This window comes from Vibrio sp. 1F263 (assembly GCF_041439035.1).
GTDB classification, from domain to species: domain Bacteria; phylum Pseudomonadota; class Gammaproteobacteria; order Enterobacterales; family Vibrionaceae; genus Vibrio; species Vibrio tasmaniensis_A.
In genome coordinates this window covers 104,138-120,048 of record NZ_JBGONI010000005.1, presented here as the reverse complement: position 1 = coordinate 120,048, position 15,911 = coordinate 104,138, and the positions used below count along the sequence as shown (strand labels likewise).

General features: G+C 44.1%; 15 protein-coding genes and 1 pseudogene. 11 read left to right on the top strand and 5 right to left on the bottom strand.

Annotated elements, in window-relative coordinates; genetic code table 11:
* Positions 1 to 69: 69 nt before the first annotated feature.
* A complete protein-coding gene (locus ACED25_RS05190) occupies positions 70 to 321 on the bottom strand; it encodes a DUF2798 domain-containing protein (protein WP_012601276.1) in 252 nt (83 codons plus the stop codon).
* An 84-nt stretch (positions 322 to 405) separates the two neighbouring features.
* Here ACED25_RS05190 and ACED25_RS05185 point away from each other — a divergent pair, with 84 nt between their 5' ends.
* From ACED25_RS05185 to ACED25_RS05170, 4 genes are all read left to right on the top strand, one after another.
* On the top strand, positions 406 to 1,308 hold the full coding sequence (locus ACED25_RS05185) for a LysR family transcriptional regulator (protein WP_371694797.1): 903 nt from the start codon (positions 406 to 408) through the stop codon (positions 1,306 to 1,308).
* 12 nt (positions 1,309 to 1,320) lie between these two features.
* On the top strand, positions 1,321 to 2,196 hold the full coding sequence (locus tag ACED25_RS05180; RefSeq protein WP_012601274.1) for an NAD(P)-dependent oxidoreductase: 876 nt from the start codon (positions 1,321 to 1,323) through the stop codon (positions 2,194 to 2,196).
* Between the two features lie 442 nt (positions 2,197 to 2,638).
* Positions 2,639 to 3,055: an MCP four helix bundle domain-containing protein gene (locus ACED25_RS05175; RefSeq protein ID WP_371694796.1), complete on the top strand. Its 417-nt coding sequence runs from the start codon at positions 2,639 to 2,641 to the stop codon at positions 3,053 to 3,055.
* Positions 3,048 to 4,256 carry a methyl-accepting chemotaxis protein gene (locus ACED25_RS05170; RefSeq protein WP_017078378.1) on the top strand — a complete coding sequence of 403 codons (1,209 nt, stop codon included), beginning with the start codon at positions 3,048 to 3,050 and terminating at the stop codon, positions 4,254 to 4,256. The genes ACED25_RS05175 and ACED25_RS05170 overlap by 8 nt, the downstream gene beginning before the upstream one ends.
* Before the next feature lie 198 nt (positions 4,257 to 4,454).
* Here the strand turns inward: ACED25_RS05170 and ACED25_RS05165 are convergent.
* Positions 4,455 to 5,379 (bottom strand): annotated as a pseudogene (locus tag ACED25_RS05165) (LysR family transcriptional regulator).
* 127 nt (positions 5,380 to 5,506) lie between these two features.
* On the opposite strand from ACED25_RS05165, the gene ACED25_RS05160 reads away from it, so the two are divergent.
* Positions 5,507 to 5,944 (top strand): carboxymuconolactone decarboxylase family protein, encoded by a 438-nt coding sequence (locus ACED25_RS05160; RefSeq protein ID WP_135383515.1) that lies wholly within the window; start codon positions 5,507 to 5,509, stop codon positions 5,942 to 5,944.
* Positions 5,945 to 6,049: 105 nt separating this feature from the next.
* On the opposite strand, the gene ACED25_RS05155 is transcribed toward ACED25_RS05160, so the two are convergent.
* From ACED25_RS05155 to ACED25_RS05145, 3 genes are all read right to left on the bottom strand, one after another.
* Positions 6,050 to 6,835, bottom strand: coding sequence for a hypothetical protein (locus ACED25_RS05155; protein ID WP_135383514.1), 786 nt, complete (start codon positions 6,833 to 6,835; stop codon positions 6,050 to 6,052).
* Between the two features lie 80 nt (positions 6,836 to 6,915).
* A complete protein-coding gene (locus tag ACED25_RS05150) occupies positions 6,916 to 8,490 on the bottom strand; it encodes a hypothetical protein (protein WP_371694795.1) in 1,575 nt (524 codons plus the stop codon).
* Between the two features lie 220 nt (positions 8,491 to 8,710).
* Positions 8,711 to 9,640 (bottom strand): LysR family transcriptional regulator, encoded by a 930-nt coding sequence (locus tag ACED25_RS05145; protein ID WP_012601267.1) that lies wholly within the window; start codon positions 9,638 to 9,640, stop codon positions 8,711 to 8,713.
* A gap of 353 nt (positions 9,641 to 9,993) precedes the next feature.
* On the opposite strand from ACED25_RS05145, the gene ACED25_RS05140 reads away from it, so the two are divergent.
* The 6 genes from ACED25_RS05140 (at position 9,994) to ACED25_RS05115 (ending at position 15,849) form a co-directional block, all read left to right on the top strand.
* Complete coding sequence (locus ACED25_RS05140; RefSeq protein WP_371694794.1) at positions 9,994 to 10,674, top strand: hypothetical protein; 681 nt, start codon at positions 9,994 to 9,996, stop codon at positions 10,672 to 10,674.
* Between the two features lie 67 nt (positions 10,675 to 10,741).
* Positions 10,742 to 11,440 (top strand): ABC transporter ATP-binding protein, encoded by a 699-nt coding sequence (locus tag ACED25_RS05135; protein ID WP_371694793.1) that lies wholly within the window; start codon positions 10,742 to 10,744, stop codon positions 11,438 to 11,440.
* The gene (locus ACED25_RS05130; RefSeq protein ID WP_371694792.1) at positions 11,428 to 12,726 is read left to right on the top strand and encodes an ABC transporter permease; all 1,299 of its coding nucleotides are present in this window, start codon (positions 11,428 to 11,430) and stop codon (positions 12,724 to 12,726) included. Before ACED25_RS05135 ends, ACED25_RS05130 begins: the two co-directional genes overlap by 13 nt.
* Complete coding sequence (locus ACED25_RS05125; RefSeq protein ID WP_371694791.1) at positions 12,719 to 13,513, top strand: outer membrane lipoprotein-sorting protein; 795 nt, start codon at positions 12,719 to 12,721, stop codon at positions 13,511 to 13,513. The genes ACED25_RS05130 and ACED25_RS05125 overlap by 8 nt, the downstream gene beginning before the upstream one ends.
* 9 nt (positions 13,514 to 13,522) lie before the next feature.
* Positions 13,523 to 14,815, top strand: coding sequence for a hypothetical protein (locus ACED25_RS05120; protein WP_371694790.1), 1,293 nt, complete (start codon positions 13,523 to 13,525; stop codon positions 14,813 to 14,815).
* The gene (locus ACED25_RS05115; protein WP_371694789.1) at positions 14,815 to 15,849 is read left to right on the top strand and encodes a sensor histidine kinase; all 1,035 of its coding nucleotides are present in this window, start codon (positions 14,815 to 14,817) and stop codon (positions 15,847 to 15,849) included. Before ACED25_RS05120 ends, ACED25_RS05115 begins: the two co-directional genes overlap by 1 nt.
* The last annotated feature ends 62 nt before the right edge of the window (positions 15,850 to 15,911 follow it).

The window sequence follows — 15,911 nt, the reverse complement described above, 5'->3', positions numbered from 1 at the left end:
CATGACTCTTTGATCGCAGCCCCTTGATGGCAGCTTCTAGATCATAGCTCCTAGAGCATAAGCCCTTGATCATCGTTCCGTGACCTCCGGTATGCAAAGCGCTCTCGGGCGACAAATCCATGCTGAGAGTTTTCTGATCAAAGGAAGCACGGTGAGGTTGAGCGTGATAGCACACGGCCAAGCAATGAAAAAGCTTTGCAGCCAGATTGGCGGCCACTCGGGGCTGAATCCCATTTTGTAGCCAGAAATTAACCCAGACATGATAGTCGCCATGGTCAGGGAGGATAAAATCGCGGTTACCCAAAATTGTTTGTTGTTCATACTGTGTTCTCCCGTGATTTTCTGTTGTTGATGAGATAAGGTTACATCTATCCATTAATGAGAAAAATAGGCACATATAGAAGTATGAATTCCATATTTGGAAACATTGATGATCTGTTCTTATTCTGTGCAGTGGTTGAAGAGGGCTCTTTGCTATCGGCTTCTAAACGGCTGCAACTCCCAGTGTCGACTATGTCGCGTCGGTTAACCGCATTGGAAGATCGCCTGAATATCCGACTTTTAGAAAAGAAAGGTCGTGAGCTGGTGGCCACCAAAGACGGCGAGGCGGCCTTTTCTGCACTGAGCAGCGGCATGGAGTCGATTCATCAGGGCTTTAATAGCTTGCTAGAAGAGCGTGACGCTATTCAAGGCAAGATAAAGCTCGCCGTACCTCACAACTTCTATAGTGGCTTTTTAAGGTCGATGGTAGAGCAATTCCTCACTCAATATCCGAACGTTCAGCTCGATCTTACCTTGAGCCAGCAACAGTTTATCCCGCAGACCGACCGTGACTTACTGATCACGTTTAAGATCTCAGAGATGGAAGGCATGATTGCTCGTCCACTTTTCAAAGCCAAACACGGATTTTTCGCGAGCCAAGAATACTTAGATTCGCGTGAGACGATTGAAAAGCCGGACGACCTAGAGCTTCAAGACTGGATCAACGTTGATGATGTGTTTGATATGCCGCTCTACAAATCCGACCGCTTAGAGCAGATGATCACGATTAAACCCAAGTTCATCGTCAACGATATTCATGCGGTGGCGGCCGCAGCGCAAAAAGGTTTGGGGCTTGCTTCATTGCCTTTTCGTCATGTATCCCCTGAGATGAATTTGATTCAAGTGCTCCCTGAGTATCATCGGGGTGATCGCCAAGCGTATTTAGTGTACAAAGAAAGAAAATATCAGCCAAAGGCTTTGACCCTGCTTATTGATGCGTTGATTGAGAGTGTTCGATCTTTTCATAGCGATGACTTGGTCAAATAAAAGGAGAAAGAAATGAAAGTAAGTTTTATCGGGCTAGGCGTTATGGGCTTCCCAATGGCAGGCCACCTAGTCAAAGCCGGTTTTGAAGTAACGGTGTTTAACCGCACTCACAACAAAGCATTAGACTGGGCTGATAAACACCAAGGTAAAACGGCAGAATCTGTGGCTGAGTGTGTCGCAGAAGCTGACGTGGTATTGGTTTGTGTAGGTAATGATGACGACGTACGCAGCATGACAACCAGCGAAACAGGCGCATTGGCAGCAATGAAGCCAAACGCGATTCTTGTCGACCACACTACAACGTCTGCTGTGCTGTCTGAAGAGCTTGAAGTGGCAGCGAAGCAAGCTGGTGTTCGCTTTATGGACGCGCCAGTGTCTGGTGGCCAAGCGGGCGCAGAAAACGGCGTGCTAACCATCATGTGTGGCGGCGAACAAGCGCTTTTCAACGACCTTCAACCTGTGTTCGAAGCTTACGGTAAGTCGTCAGTTCTGATGGGTAAAGTCGGCCAAGGCCAACGCGCAAAGATGGTCAATCAGATCTGCATTGCAGGTGTATTGAATGGTCTTTCTGAAGGTTTGGTACTTGCAGAGAAATCAGGTCTTGATATCCCAACTCTGGTTGATTGCCTTAAAAATGGCGCTGCCGGTTCATGGCAGATGGAAAACCGCGCGACCACAATGGCGCAAGATAAATTCGATTTCGGCTTTGCCATTGATTGGATGATCAAAGACTTAGGTTTCTGCCTAGATGAAGCAGAACGCCAAGGCATCCAACTTCCTTTGACGGAAAAGACCAACAACGCCTACAAGACACTGTCTGCCCAAGGACAAGGTCGCATGGATACATCAGTATTGATGAAAGCTGTAGTTGAAGAGACTAAGAAGTAGAAGAGACGAAAAAGTAGAAGAAACTAAGAAATAGAAGAGTTTGAATAGTAGACGAGATTAAGTAGAGAGACTAAAAGTCGTCGAAGCTTCGTTCTGTTTTGACAAAATAGCCGCTAACTAGCGGCTATTTTTTATTTTTAATCAAAAAGAAAAATAACATATTTTTCAACAATGTAAGTGGTTGTAAGCTTGTTTTGGTTGAAAGTCCATCAGCACCGTTCGCGTGCTGCGAGATCTGTATCAATTTCGCTTCACTCTATGCTGGTGAATTGTTTAATTGATCAAGTTATGTTGCTATTTCATTACAAAATAGTTGAGGAACGATCGCAGTTTGGACTGGTCTGTTTAGGTTGGTGGGTTATAAGTCAATGATAAAATCATTAAAAAGAGTGATACAATTATCATTATTAATAAATTCCCATACATTATTTTTCAGGGTTATATGAAATCAATATCAACAAAGCTTCTTCTAGTTCCACTGTTCTTTTCTATCTTTTTAGTTGTAAGCAACTTAAAAAGCGAAGCTACTTCAAATGAGGTTATGGACAGTTTTCACTCTGTGTACGAGGACCGAGTCATTCCGTTATCTGATTTGAAAAGTATTTCGGATTTGTACGCGGTAAGCGTGATTGATGCGGCGAATAAATACCATGTGGGAATGATAGAGCAGACGGCTTTTTATTCTGGTGTTTCTGTTGCGATGAAAGAGGCTCATGAGCTATTCCTTCATTATCTGGCAACGCAGCTAACAAGAGAAGAAGAAGGGTTGGCAAAAGAGCTTCAACTTAAAATAGACAAGGTGGAGCGAGAAGTACCATTAATTCTTGATAAACATAGAAATATGATGATTGATGATTGATGATTCTGAGATGATCACTCAGCTTTATCTCCTTGTTGATGATATGGGAGGCGTTCTTGGTGAATTGATCTCATTGCAATTGGACGTCGCTAAGGAAGAATTAGCCCATTCTGATTCAGTTTTAGAGTCCAACTCTTCTTTCTCATGGTGGCTGGTTCTTTTCTCTTCTATCGTTGCTTCTGGCTCATCTTATTTCCTAGTGAAAAGAGAATTGAGAAATTTACCATTGATCGTAAATTGGATTAGAGCCCTTGAGAATGGACGTTTATCGGACGTTAAATTGAAAGAGGGTGGAAATGAGCTCGACACTATTTCAGATTCTTTGTCTCAACTGTCTGCAAAATTGAATGATATCCTGTCACAGGCAGGTGTAAGCATGAATTCAATTAACCAAAAGCAAGAAGAGTCTTTAGCTCTGATAGAGCGATCCCAGAGTAACTCTTTGAATGAACTATCATCGGTAGAGCAAATCGCGACGGCCGCGACTGAGTTATCTTCAACAGCGAGAGACGTTGCTGACAACGCACAAAGAGCTGAGCAGTCAGCAATGGAAGCGAATGACATTATTCAGCTAAGCCATGGAACATTGAAAAACTCAACTGACACGACAGAAGAAATTTCTGAATCAATATCAGAAACTCAAACGGTCGTGAATTTACTTAGAGAGCACTCAGAGCGTATCAGCAGTGTTGTTGAGGTAATTAAGAACATCTCTGAGCAAACCAACTTGTTAGCGCTTAATGCCGCGATTGAAGCGGCTAGAGCCGGTGAGCAAGGAAGAGGGTTTGCTGTTGTTGCTGATGAAGTAAGAGCTTTGGCTGGGAAAACTCAGCAGTCCACTATCGATATCCAAGAGATCATTGCGCAGTTACAAGACCAATCTAAGCAAGCGGATGAATCTATGGTGAAAAACGTTGAACTGATGCGCTTAACAAAGTCTACGACTGATGAGCTTGCTCAATCTTTTCATTCGATATCAGAAAAGGTTTTAAGTATTTCAGAAGTGAATGCCATCGTTGCTACGGCATCAGAAGAGCAAAGTGCCGTTACGACAGATATATCGACACAGCTTGAAAATATGAACGTACTGGTTCAACAAAATATTGAAGGCATTGATCAATCAGCTCAAGCAAACCAAAGCGTTGTTGAAGTAACGAAAGAACTCAATTCAGAACTAAGCTTTTTTAAGTTAGACAAATAACCAGTCGATGCTAGTGTGCTTTTTCTTTAGAAATTAAGCCCCCTTGATTTAGATGTAATAATTGAGACCATGACAAGATAGCCGCCATTGAGCGGCTATTTTTTTGTCTGGTATATGTGCTATCGAACACATTTCGCGACTGATCCACATCGATGTACGGGCAAAGCGGCGCCTGTAATCTAGTTAGACTACGTGAGATTAATGCTGCGGAACGCGCTTCAAAGACTCTAACTTTTCAACTAAAAAATCAATAAACAAGCGTACATGAGGTCTTGGATATTGAGTATTCTTATATATTGCGAATATTTCGCCACTCCCTTGCTCACTGTGCATTGAGGTCCATTGAGGTCCATTGAGGGAGTAACTCCCTTAACTGTCCATTTTCTAAGTACGGTTTTAGCATCCAGTCAGACAGTAAAAGAACGCCAACTCCGCTAAGCGCAGCATGTAAAAGAGGTGAGCCGCCTTTTGATATCAAATTGCCTGTCACTAACACTTTTTTGTTAACTGCATTTTTCTTAAAGTACCAATAGTTTTTTTGCCGTTCATGGCTTATCAGCAAACAGTTGTGATCTTGCAACTCTTCGGGTTTATCGATAGTTCCGTACTTTTCAATATACGACGGGGCTGCGACCAATGATGCGTTATTGGTCAGTAGATTACGAGCCTTGAGTCGACTGTCTTGTGGTGTACCAATACGGATAGCGACATCAATATTTTCACTGTTTAGATCGACCACGTTGTTATCCAGCTCTAACTCAACTTGTATTTTAGGGTACCGCTCAAGGAACTCTGGAATTAATGGAGTAAGGCACAGGTTACCAAAGCTTTCAAAAACGGAAACTCGCAGTACCCCTTCAGGGGGGCCTTGATCACCTTGCATTTCTTCTAACAATCTATTGCTATCTTGTAATATTTTGGCCGATTGTTGGTGAAAATATTGACCTTCTTCAGTCAGCATTAGTTGTCGTGTACTGCGTTTAAAAAGCGAAGATTTAATCTTACTTTCCAAGTTATCTATATTTCGTGCGACCGAAGAAGGAGCCATATTGAGAGCTCGGCCTGCCTGAGAAAAGCTTCCAGACTCCACGACTTGGTCAAATATTTTGATTAGCTCTAACATATGCCCACCTTTGCGTTTTGCGCATAACTAATTCGCATAATATGTGTATTCTGCTTATATTTCGAATTGTGCACAATGGCTCCGTCGCATTGATAGCGATATTCATTAATCAAATATAGGTGCCAAAATGTTAAAACGTATCGACCTCGCTCAAGTTCAACCTGACGCTTTAAGTGCAATGCTGTCTATCGAAGGCTATTTATCTGACGTGGCGTTATCGAGTGAACTAAAAGAGATGATTAAAATCAGAGCGTCAATCATCAACAAATGTGCTTACTGTATTCAAATGCACACAGCTGAAGCGTTGAAGACCGATACCTCTCAGCAAAAACTGTTTGCTCTCGCAGCATGGCAAGAGTCGCCACTCTTCAATGACACTGAGCGCGCAATTTTGACTCTAACGGATGAAATGACGCTGATTTCGAATTCGGGTGTTTCGGATGCGACTTATCAGCAATGTCTAAGCTTATTAGGAGATGAATTACTCGCACAGTCTATGATGCAAGTAATCATGATTAATGCTTGGAATCGCTTTGCACTTGCCACAAAAATGACTCACGGATAAAAATTAAAATCAGAACAAGTCCATGTAACTGAAGATCAAAAAAGGTTACAGGCTCTTGTGAGCTTGTAGCCTTCTAAATTAATTAGTTCTAGTGCTTTTTGTATATTAGAAATCAAAAGAAAGGCTGAAATCCCAGTAATTCCAATCTGAATTATTTAAATCAAAATGATGCGATAGATACGGTTTTACACCCCATAGATTGAGTGTGAAACCAAGGTTAATGTAGCTATCGGCCTGACTCTGTGTTTCACGATAATCATAGTCAATGTTTTTGAATGATAACTTATTGTAGTGCTGTTTATCATGGCCATATGAAGTTGATAAATTTAGCCAGTTATTAACTTCGTAGCTCGCACCAACTAACTTGTTCAAATAGATACGCTCGTGCCTGATTCGCGTATCCCAATTTGAACTTGAGAGATCTTGTCGATCGATGTATTGAGCGTCAAAGTTTGAGAAGAAAACGGTGTTTTGGTATTTGAAAGCTGAAAATATACCCGTGGTGTACACTCCCGTTTTATCTGTATTTCCACCAATGGAAGCTGATACCTCATTGTAGACTTCATCAAATAAGAAGAACGAATACCCGAGTCCTATATCACCAAATTGGTCGGAGTCGACGGAACCAAATAAACGCCATTCATCATTGATATTGTGGGATGCATTAAGTGTAAAGACGTATTGGTTTGAATAGTCGCCTAAGAAGTTACTTTGGCTCATGGTGACGTCGAATGTTTGATTTACAAATTCGACATAGTCAAACGTGTCATCGGTATTTGATGCTATGTGGGTAGCAGTATAGGGTTCGGCACTGTAGGCGATGTTACTCGCGACTAAAATAGAAAGTGGAATAGTGAAAAAAATTACGTTGCGAAAGGCTTGTATAAGCAAAACAAATGTCTCGGTAAATGATGTCCCTATTATGGATAGAAGTAAGCCCTGTATCGGTCAGGGCTTACTGTTCATTTAAATTAGCCGCGAGCGTTCATTACGCGGTTTTTAAGTTGTTGAATGTTTTTCTTAAAGTTAGGGTTTGAACCAATGTGGCTCTTGATGTTGTCGACGGTTTGTTGAGCTACATCATTCAAGTAAATACCATCAATTCGACCTGACTCTCTGTCGACTGTAATGTGAATTTCACCGCCTTTAGTTGATTCGATGTAACCACCATCTGTACTGATGTCACCAGTGATGTGATTGACTAGCTTTCCGTTTTCGTCGTAAACCTTCACACCATCGTTATGGTGACGCTCATCAATGACGTAACCATCGATTGCATCGTGTGTTGTAATCATCCAAACGTTGTCACCTACTTTAGCTAACTGACGGCCATTGTCAGCGTCTGGCGTTGCTTCAATTGGGTTTGTTGGGTCGATTTGAATCGGGTGACCTAGTGTTGGTTTCCATTCAGTTACAAGGTTGTGGTCGCTATCACGAACGTAAACCGTGCCGTTTTCAATGCTCAAGTAGCCATCGACTTCACCGTGAGTCGATACTTGCCACATGTTGTCTGCAATTTGGTCAACTTGACGGCCATTGTCAGCATCTGGCGTTGCTTCAATTGGGTTTGTTGGGTCGATTTGAATCGGGTGACCTAGTGTTGGTTTCCATTCAGTTACAAGGTTGTGGTCGCTATCACGAACGTAAACCGTGCCGTTTTCAATGCTCAAGTAGCCATCGACTTCACCGTGAGTCGATACTTGCCACATGTTGTCTGCAATTTGGTCAACTTGACGGCCATTGTCAGCATCTGGTGTTGCTTCAATTGGGTTTGCTGGGTCGATTTGAATCGGGTGACCTAGTGTTGGTTTCCATTCCTTCACAAGGTTGTGGTCGCTGTCGCGAACGTAAACAGTTCCGTTTACAATGCTTAGGTAGCCATCGACTTCACCGTGAGTCGATACTTGCCACATGTTGTCTGCAACTTGGTCAACTTGACGGCCATTGTCAGCATCTGGTGTTGCTTCAATTGGGTTTGCTGGGTCGATTTGAATCGGGTGACCTAGTGTTGGTTTCCATTCCTTCACAAGGTTGTGGTCGCTGTCGCGAACGTAAACAGTTCCGTTTACAATGCGTAGGTAGCCATCGACTTCACCGTGAGTCGATACTTGCCACATGTTGTCTGCAATTTGGTCAACTTGACGGCCATTGTCAGCGTCTGGCGTTGCTTCAATTGGGTTTGCTGGTGTATTTTCTACTGGGTTAACAGCGTCAATATTAGGTAAGTTACCAGGTAAGTCTGAACCGTTCGAGCCCGATGTGTTGCTTGAAGAACCACTGAATAATCCTGCAACTAATGCCGCAGAGGTCGCGCCAACCATTGCCCAACCGCCTTCACTGTCTTTCTGATATAAGTTGCCATCGACAACAGCGACAGAGCTTTCTTGTGCTTCAAGCTGAGCTAGAACCGATGCGTCAATTGCTGAAATTTGATTTTCGATCAAAGCATTAGTTTGCTTATTTGCTTCAACAACATTTACTTGCTGTGCCAATGTTCCGAATGAAATCATTGAAAGAATAGTTGTGGCTAGTATGGTTTTTTTCATTAATTAGCTTCTCAAAGAGTTTGAACGTTAGTTACGCGTCTATGCGGTTAAGTTGGCGTTCTTGCCGTTGATGAAGAGAATAATGGGTGCCGGATTTTAGTGCTAATTGCCAAAAGGAACATCGCTATTAACCAATGGTTAATAGCGATGTTTTGATTTTAAGGTGGTTCACAGAGGCATCTTTCCCTAAGAGGTTACTTACACAGATACCGTAAATAGGTTATTTATCCCAATCTTCGAGAAGTTGGGTAATGATACTTAGCAGCCATTGTTGCGTTGGGTCATTTTTATCTTTTATTGGGTAATAGACCAGTATGTCTTTTACTAAGTTCTGCTCTGTATCTATAGGGCTCAAGGCTTTAAGGTTTGGGTATCGTTCGATATGAATATACCCTGTTGAAGGGAATAAAATGTTGGTTTCAGAAATGGTTTCCAAGATCGCAGATGGGAGCTCCGAACGGAAAACGATGTTCGGTTGAAGTGTTATGTCAACCTCTCGAATAATCTTTTCAGCAAAGGATTCTTTTAAGTTCCAATCGGCAGCGATAAGCGTCGCAATTGGGTAGTTTTGAACATCGGAAAACTCAATGCGATCTTGTATGGGGTGATCTTTCCTCACATAGACTCGAAACTGGTCTTTAGTGATAAACTGGCACGCAATATCTTTCCTAGATAATGGAAGGTCGTAATTGATGCCGAGTTTACTTGTGCCTATAGAAATATCTTCTAGAGAACTCTTTGACCAGTTAACTAAATGAAGTTCAACGTTAGGAGCTTGTTGATGAATTTCAGTAAAGAGATCTTTCCCTATTGCGTGTAATAGAAATGGAGAGATCGCAATTGTGAGTTTTCCATTAAGATCACTCGGTGCAAATTCTTGAAGTGACTTGATGTTATTATTTAAAGTGTCGAAGGTTGGGGCGATCTTTTGTGCCAGGTTGTCAGAGAATGGTGTCGGGCTTAACCCTCTAGGTACTTTTAAAAATAATTGGTCATCAAAATGATGACGTAGTCGATTGAGTGACTTACTTAGTGCAGGGGCCGATACATGAAGGCGTGTTGATGCTTTTTGAAGGTTTTTTTCTTGGTAAATAACTAGGAAAGTGCGTAACAGGTTCAAATCCAAATTATTGTAAAAGTCTTTGGCCATTCTTGCCCCTTAATATTTGTATAAAACGAAATGGCAATTGAACATAACGAGGGCGTGTTGTGAGTATTATCTGTTAAACGCGTTATTGTCAATTAAGTAGTTAAGATAGCTGAAAAGCAGTTTGATTAATAATTTAATCGAGCTAAATTCGTTATGCACTTCGCTTAAAATCGCCCGCAGCATTTTTTAAGTTAATTGAAAATGCGAGATACTGGCCTTTTCATTTTTCTCTGCCCACTCACACCGCCTCTCAACCATTCACTCCTCGTAATTACCATTCGTCGCATTGATAAAACTGCATGACAAATTCTAGTTAACCTTTCAACGTCAACATTTGAAAGGGATTAGAAATCATGACTACTTCACACTCATTTAATTCAGGCTCTACCACTTCTCTGCTTAAGCGTTCATTACTGATTGCACTTGTTTCATTCGCACCCACTTTGGCGCAGGCTAACCCAAGTTCAGACGTTCTTGATATCTACAATCAAGCCGCGCAAGGCAATGAAGACTTGGTTGAGGTGGCTTACGAACGCCTGAATGACACGTTACAACAAGATGGTGCTACGCCACTGACTTTAGTTTATTTAGGAAGCACAGAAACCCTGATGGGGCGTGATGCGTTCTTACCTTGGAACAAGATGAAGTATGTGGAAAAGGGTTTGTCGACCATTGATAAATCACTGGTGCTGCTTAAAGACGAAGACCAACCGATTCATGAGCAACCTCGTGTTCAAGGGCTGCCAGATTCTTACCTGACTCGCGCTATGGCTGCGGTGACTTACACTTCTCTACCAGACATGTTTAACCATTTTGATCGTGGTTATGACTTGTTCCTCTCGTTACTCGCGGAAGATGATTTCCAACAACAACATTTCGCTGCGACCTCGTGGATTTACCGTTACGCCATTACCGCATCGATTCGTGCTGAAGACTTCGAGCAAGCACAGATGTGGCTTGAAAAAATGGAAAGTACCGATGCCGGAAACATCGAGACCATGACAGCGAAGGCCCTAATAGCCAAAGCCAAATAACAGCTGTGAAAGCTCAATTGCGGCTTGCGATAGCTTGAGAATGGATTGGTAATCAGAGGACAACGAAATGATTGAATTTAAAGATATCGGCAAAGCATATGTCACGGGCGGTCAACGTGTTGATGCATTAAACGGGGTCGATGGACATATCCAACGCGGTGAAATGGTGGCGTTATGTGGCCCGTCGGGTTCAGGGAAAAGCACACTTTTGAATATTTTGGCTTTGTTGGACATGGACTACCGAGGGCAGATCAATATTGATGGCCAACCGTATCCAGCAGAGCAAATCGCTGCTGCACGTTTTCGTCGTCAGTCGTTGGGTTTTGTGTTTCAACGCTTCAATCTGGTTCCTGTGATGACCGCGCTAGAAAACGTCGCTTATCCATTGATGTTGAACCAATGCTCGAAACAAGAACAACAGACCAGAGCTCAAGAGATGTTAGAGCGTGTTGGGCTAGGAGATTACGTTCATCACCGTCCAGACAACCTTTCAGGCGGTCAGCAGCAACGTGTTGCGATAGCCAGAGCGTTGATTCACAACCCAAGCTTGGTGATTGCCGATGAGCCGACTGCGAGCCTAGACAGTCACACTGCGAACCTTGTGATCGATATCATGAAAGAGCTCGGCCACGAAATGGGCACGACTTTTATTGTCGCAACGCACGACCCAAGAATGGCACAGCGCTGCGATCGAGTGATTGAACTTATCGATGGCCAACTGGCGCCACAAGCCGCAACTACGGAGGCGATCTCATGGGCAAGTTAACGCAAAGAATGAGCACGTTTTTACTTCCAACTTCGGTGCGTTTGGCGTGGCTTAATTTATTAAGAAACGGTCGACGCAGCCTGCTTTCGGTATTGATCATCGCGATTGCGGTATTTGCGCTGACCAGTGCGGGCGGCTATGGGCTTTACACCTATGAATCTCTGCGTGAATCGACAGCGCGAGATACTGGTCATCTTACTTTGAGCACGCCGGGATATTTTGAACAAGACGAAGACATGCCGTTGAGCAATGGTCTGGACAACGTTCAAGCGCTAACCAAGAGCATTATTGGCGACAGCGACGTGCGTGGTGTGCAGCCGCGAGTCTATTTTAGTGGCTTGGTTTCTAACGGCAGTAAGTCGACCATTTTTATGGGGACGGGTGTGAATGAGCGTGAGTTCGATATGAAAGGTCCTTTCTTAGATGTGCGCAGCGGACAAACCCTGTCGGATGTGAAATCTCCAAGATACGACAGCCAAGAGCCACAAGTAATGCTGGGAACTGACCTTGCTCGTAACCTCAAAGTTGCGGTTGGTGATTGGGTTACACTGCTTGCGACTACTAGTGATGGCGCTTTGAATGCCTTTGATTTTAAGGTGCAGGGCATCTACTCGACTGGGGTTCCTGAGCTGGATAAGCGTCAGCTGTATGTTCACATCACCACTGCTCAAGAGCTTTTGGCCTCAGACAAAGTCAGTACCTTGTCGGTGTTCCTATTTGAAACAAGCAAGACCTCGACAGTTCAACAGCGCATCCAAACTGCTTTAGATCGAAATAGTGCAAGTCAAAGCGATCAAGGCACAGAGATCGAGATTACCCCATGGCAAGATCGCGCGTTTTTCTACACCAAGGTTAAAGATCTTTACGACCGGATCTTCGGCATCATGGGCGCAGTGATGGCGTTGGTGGTGTTCGTGTCGCTGTTTAATACTATGACCATGTCGGTGACGGAACGAACTCGTGAAATTGGCACCTTGTCAGCACTCGGCAGTTACCCTTCTGAAATCGTGGCAGGCTTCTTAAAAGAGGCGGGATTGCTGGCGGTGATTGGCAGCGCGATTGGCGCTTTAGTGAGTGGTTTAGTGTCGCTGTTATTGCTGGTCGTTGATATACAGATGCCGCCACCTCCCGGCAGAACCGAAGGTTACCCACTCAACATTTACTTCTCACTGGAATTAGTTGGTTACGCCACTTTAGGTGTGCTGACGATATGTTTGCTGGCTGCTTATTTCTCTGCTCGTAAAGGTGTGAATAAGCCAATCACGGAGGCACTGGTTTATGTGTAAATTGACTCGTTCATTCAATACCTTGGGTTTGGCTTTCGCGTTGGGCTCTGTGTTGGTTCTAGCATCAACACCTAGCTGGGCCGTCGATTCACAACAAGTCACAGAGATGATCGCCAAGGCTGATAGTTACCGGTTGAACAGCGCACAAGCCTCTAAGGTAGTGTCTTTGGTGGCGTTGTATCAAGACGAGCAACTGGACAAAACCCGTGAATACAACGTCTATACAAGACCAAATCGAGAGTCGTTGGTGGTGTTCAAATCAGCCGTCGAGGCAGGTCAAAAGATGCTGATGATAGAAGATAATTATTGGCTGTTGATGCCGAAATCTCGCCGACCAATTCGTATCACACCGATGCAAAAACTGTTGGGTGAAGCTTCGGTCGGGGATATCTCGACGCTGACGTGGAGCGAAGACTACCAAGGGGAGTGGGTTGCCGAGCAACAGGTTGAGATGCCGACTGGCGAGACACTAAATACCCATCACCTAAAGCTCGCGGCGAAAACCAAGGGTGCCAGCTATCAATCGATTGATCTGTGGTTAACGGCAGATCGAGCATTCCCAGTTAAAGCGGATATGTATCTGCGTTCGGGAAAACTGGCGAAGCAAGCGTGGTTTACCGAAGGCGTGCGAGATGGATTACCAACCGTTGTGTCGATGACCTTGCTCGATAAGATTCAACCAAGCAAGAAAACCGTGATTGAGTATCGCGAAGTGATTGAACAAAGCTTGGAAGACAAATACTACAACCCTGCTTACTTATCGCGTAACAGTGTGTCTGGGCTTTAGGTGGGTGTCATGAAAGCTTCCAATCGCCGATTCCACATCAAGTCTTCAATCGCTACTTTGCTTGCTTTGTCTTGTGTGAGTAACACGATTCAAGCGGACGATCTGAGCTTGGCGTGGGATTGGCAACTCAGTGCAGAAGCGATTGAATCGCGAGAGTCGCCATTTAGCCCTTTACCATCTGATAATCGTCAGTCTTTGAATGGCTTGTTGGATCTTGAGGTTGGATATGACAATTGGCTTGGTCTGTTCGCAGTGAAAGCCAATGATATTCTAAGCAATAACCCTCAACAACAAGACGCGAGCTTTGAATCGGAATTCATTGTGCGTGAGTTGTTTTGGCAAGGTGGTGTTGAGCTGTCTAATTCTATAGTCGGTGATCACTACCTCGATGTCACTCTTGGCAAGGTTCGCCTAGATTGGGGCGTGGGTTATGGCTACCGACCTTTAGACATCATCAAGCCTTATCGCCAGAACCCAGTCGGTATTGTCGCAGAAGAGGGTGCAGGAGTGGCCTCGGCGTCACTGTTCGATATGACGGGCGAGTGGACACTGCTTTACAGTGATTCTTCGTGGACTTCTCAGGACGTGAATGAGTTCGAAAAGCAGAACCAGCAACAAGGCTTTGGGGTGCGTCGTTACAATTTAGTGGGTGATCATGAATATCAATGGATCGCCTATTATGACGATGTACGCCACGGCTTGCTTGGTGCGAGTTTGGTTTCGGTATTAAACCTCGCGTGGGAGTTTCATGGTTCGGTGGTCTATCAACGACAAAGCCTTGGCTACAGTCAACCAGACTCAATGCTTAAACCGGTTTATCTTAAAGAGCAGGGCGAGGCCTATCAAGCGTTAGCCGGATTAACATGGGCCAATGACACTGGCCATAATGTCGTTCTGGAATACTGGTTTGATAGCCGAGCGTGGAGCAACTCTGAATGGCAAAGCGCAATAGAAAGTGCAGAGTCTTTGTCGGTTAATCCAATGACAGCATCACTGGCTGGTTCTTATGCGCAAGGCTATCAACACGCCAATTTGGTTCAACACAACATCATGTTTCATTGGTCTCTGGATTCGACACATGGCTGGCTTGAAGATATCACGCCAACATTCGATGTGATGTTGTCTCCTCAAGATGGCGGTTTTATTGCGACTCAGTGGCTCAATTATCAGGCTTTAGATAATGGCAATTCATCGTTGGATTTGGAACTTGCTGCACGCTTTCTAGGTGGTAAAAGTGATTCTGCTTACGCCAGCTTACCCGATAGTCATATGATTCTCTTAAATATCAAAGGACGATTTTAATGGACACTTCTTCAAACAGTCGATTTTCATGGATTAAGAGTTTCGCGTTCACCACGCTATTTTGTGTTCTTATTGCGATTACAACCCATACGATTTGGGGCGGCGGATTAACGGTTAACCTGGCAATCAGTTTTGGCTTTGGCTACAGCGCCGTGGGTTCTTCTTTCATCTTGGTTAAGTTGTTTAAGAGGACATCCCGAACGCTTGAAGTGGGTATCTCAATGGTGATCGCGATGACCTTTGGTACCTTGAACGCGCACTATTGGTTGAATGGGTATTTCGGGGCCAATATTTCGGACCTTAAATCTGTGGTGTTGCTCGGTGTGATCTTCTGTTCGGTTTGCTATTACTATTTCTACACACGAGAGCAGCAGTTACGTGCCGATAACGAATTAGAAGTGGCCAAGCGTCGCCAAGCTGATCAAGAAAAGGTGGTGGTGCTGAGTCAGCTTAAGCAACTGCAGAGCCAAATTGAACCGCACTTCTTGTTCAACACGCTTGCGACCATCAATGTATTGATTGAGAGTGACAGCGCGAAAGCCAAGTTGATGCTCGAAAAACTGACTGACTTATTACGTGTAACTCTGAAAAACAGCCGCACTGAGCAATCGACCATCGCACAAGAGGTCGACTTGTTAGACGCTTATCTTAATATCCAAAAGATACGCTTGGGTGAGCGCTTAACGTTCTCGATTGAAACACACGAGATTAGTGATTTGCAGGTGATTCCACCGTTCTTGATTCAACCTTTGGTCGAGAATGCACTCACGCACGGCATCGAGCCCAAAGCGGCGGGTGGCCAAGTGAATATCCGTATTACTCAACAAGCCGAGCAGTTGAAGATTGAAGTGTCAGACAGTGGTGCAGGGTTGAAAATACCTTCTGCGAATACGGGGCATGGTGTTGGGTTAAGCAATATTCGTCAAAGAATCGAAACCCTTTATGGTGATCAGGCGAGCCTAACGATTACTGAACAAGCTGAGGGTGGGGTAGTCTCTACGATCTTGTTACCACTGACTGACGCAGCCGCTTAGAATTACAGACCAGAAAGCACAGAACAGTGACGAAAAATAGACGATTTACAGTGTGAATTTAA

What these genes read in the sequence shown, in the direction of transcription:
- ACED25_RS05190 (WP_012601276.1), bottom strand. Translation starts at nt 321, where the DNA reads ATGAACAACAAACAATTTTGGGTAACCGCGATTTTATCCTCCCTGACC.
- ACED25_RS05185 (WP_371694797.1), top strand. Translation starts at nt 406, where the DNA reads ATGAATTCCATATTTGGAAACATTGATGATCTGTTCTTATTCTGTGCA.
- ACED25_RS05180 (WP_012601274.1), top strand. Translation starts at nt 1,321, where the DNA reads ATGAAAGTAAGTTTTATCGGGCTAGGCGTTATGGGCTTCCCAATGGCA.
- ACED25_RS05175 (WP_371694796.1), top strand. Translation starts at nt 2,639, where the DNA reads ATGAAATCAATATCAACAAAGCTTCTTCTAGTTCCACTGTTCTTTTCT.
- ACED25_RS05170 (WP_017078378.1), top strand. Translation starts at nt 3,048, where the DNA reads ATGATTGATGATTCTGAGATGATCACTCAGCTTTATCTCCTTGTTGAT.
- ACED25_RS05160 (WP_135383515.1), top strand. Translation starts at nt 5,507, where the DNA reads ATGTTAAAACGTATCGACCTCGCTCAAGTTCAACCTGACGCTTTAAGT.
- ACED25_RS05150 (WP_371694795.1), bottom strand. Translation starts at nt 8,490, where the DNA reads ATGAAAAAAACCATACTAGCCACAACTATTCTTTCAATGATTTCATTC.
- ACED25_RS05145 (WP_012601267.1), bottom strand. Translation starts at nt 9,640, where the DNA reads ATGGCCAAAGACTTTTACAATAATTTGGATTTGAACCTGTTACGCACT.
- ACED25_RS05140 (WP_371694794.1), top strand. Translation starts at nt 9,994, where the DNA reads ATGACTACTTCACACTCATTTAATTCAGGCTCTACCACTTCTCTGCTT.
- ACED25_RS05135 (WP_371694793.1), top strand. Translation starts at nt 10,742, where the DNA reads ATGATTGAATTTAAAGATATCGGCAAAGCATATGTCACGGGCGGTCAA.
- ACED25_RS05130 (WP_371694792.1), top strand. Translation starts at nt 11,428, where the DNA reads ATGGGCAAGTTAACGCAAAGAATGAGCACGTTTTTACTTCCAACTTCG.
- ACED25_RS05125 (WP_371694791.1), top strand. Translation starts at nt 12,719, where the DNA reads ATGTGTAAATTGACTCGTTCATTCAATACCTTGGGTTTGGCTTTCGCG.
- ACED25_RS05120 (WP_371694790.1), top strand. Translation starts at nt 13,523, where the DNA reads ATGAAAGCTTCCAATCGCCGATTCCACATCAAGTCTTCAATCGCTACT.
- ACED25_RS05115 (WP_371694789.1), top strand. Translation starts at nt 14,815, where the DNA reads ATGGACACTTCTTCAAACAGTCGATTTTCATGGATTAAGAGTTTCGCG.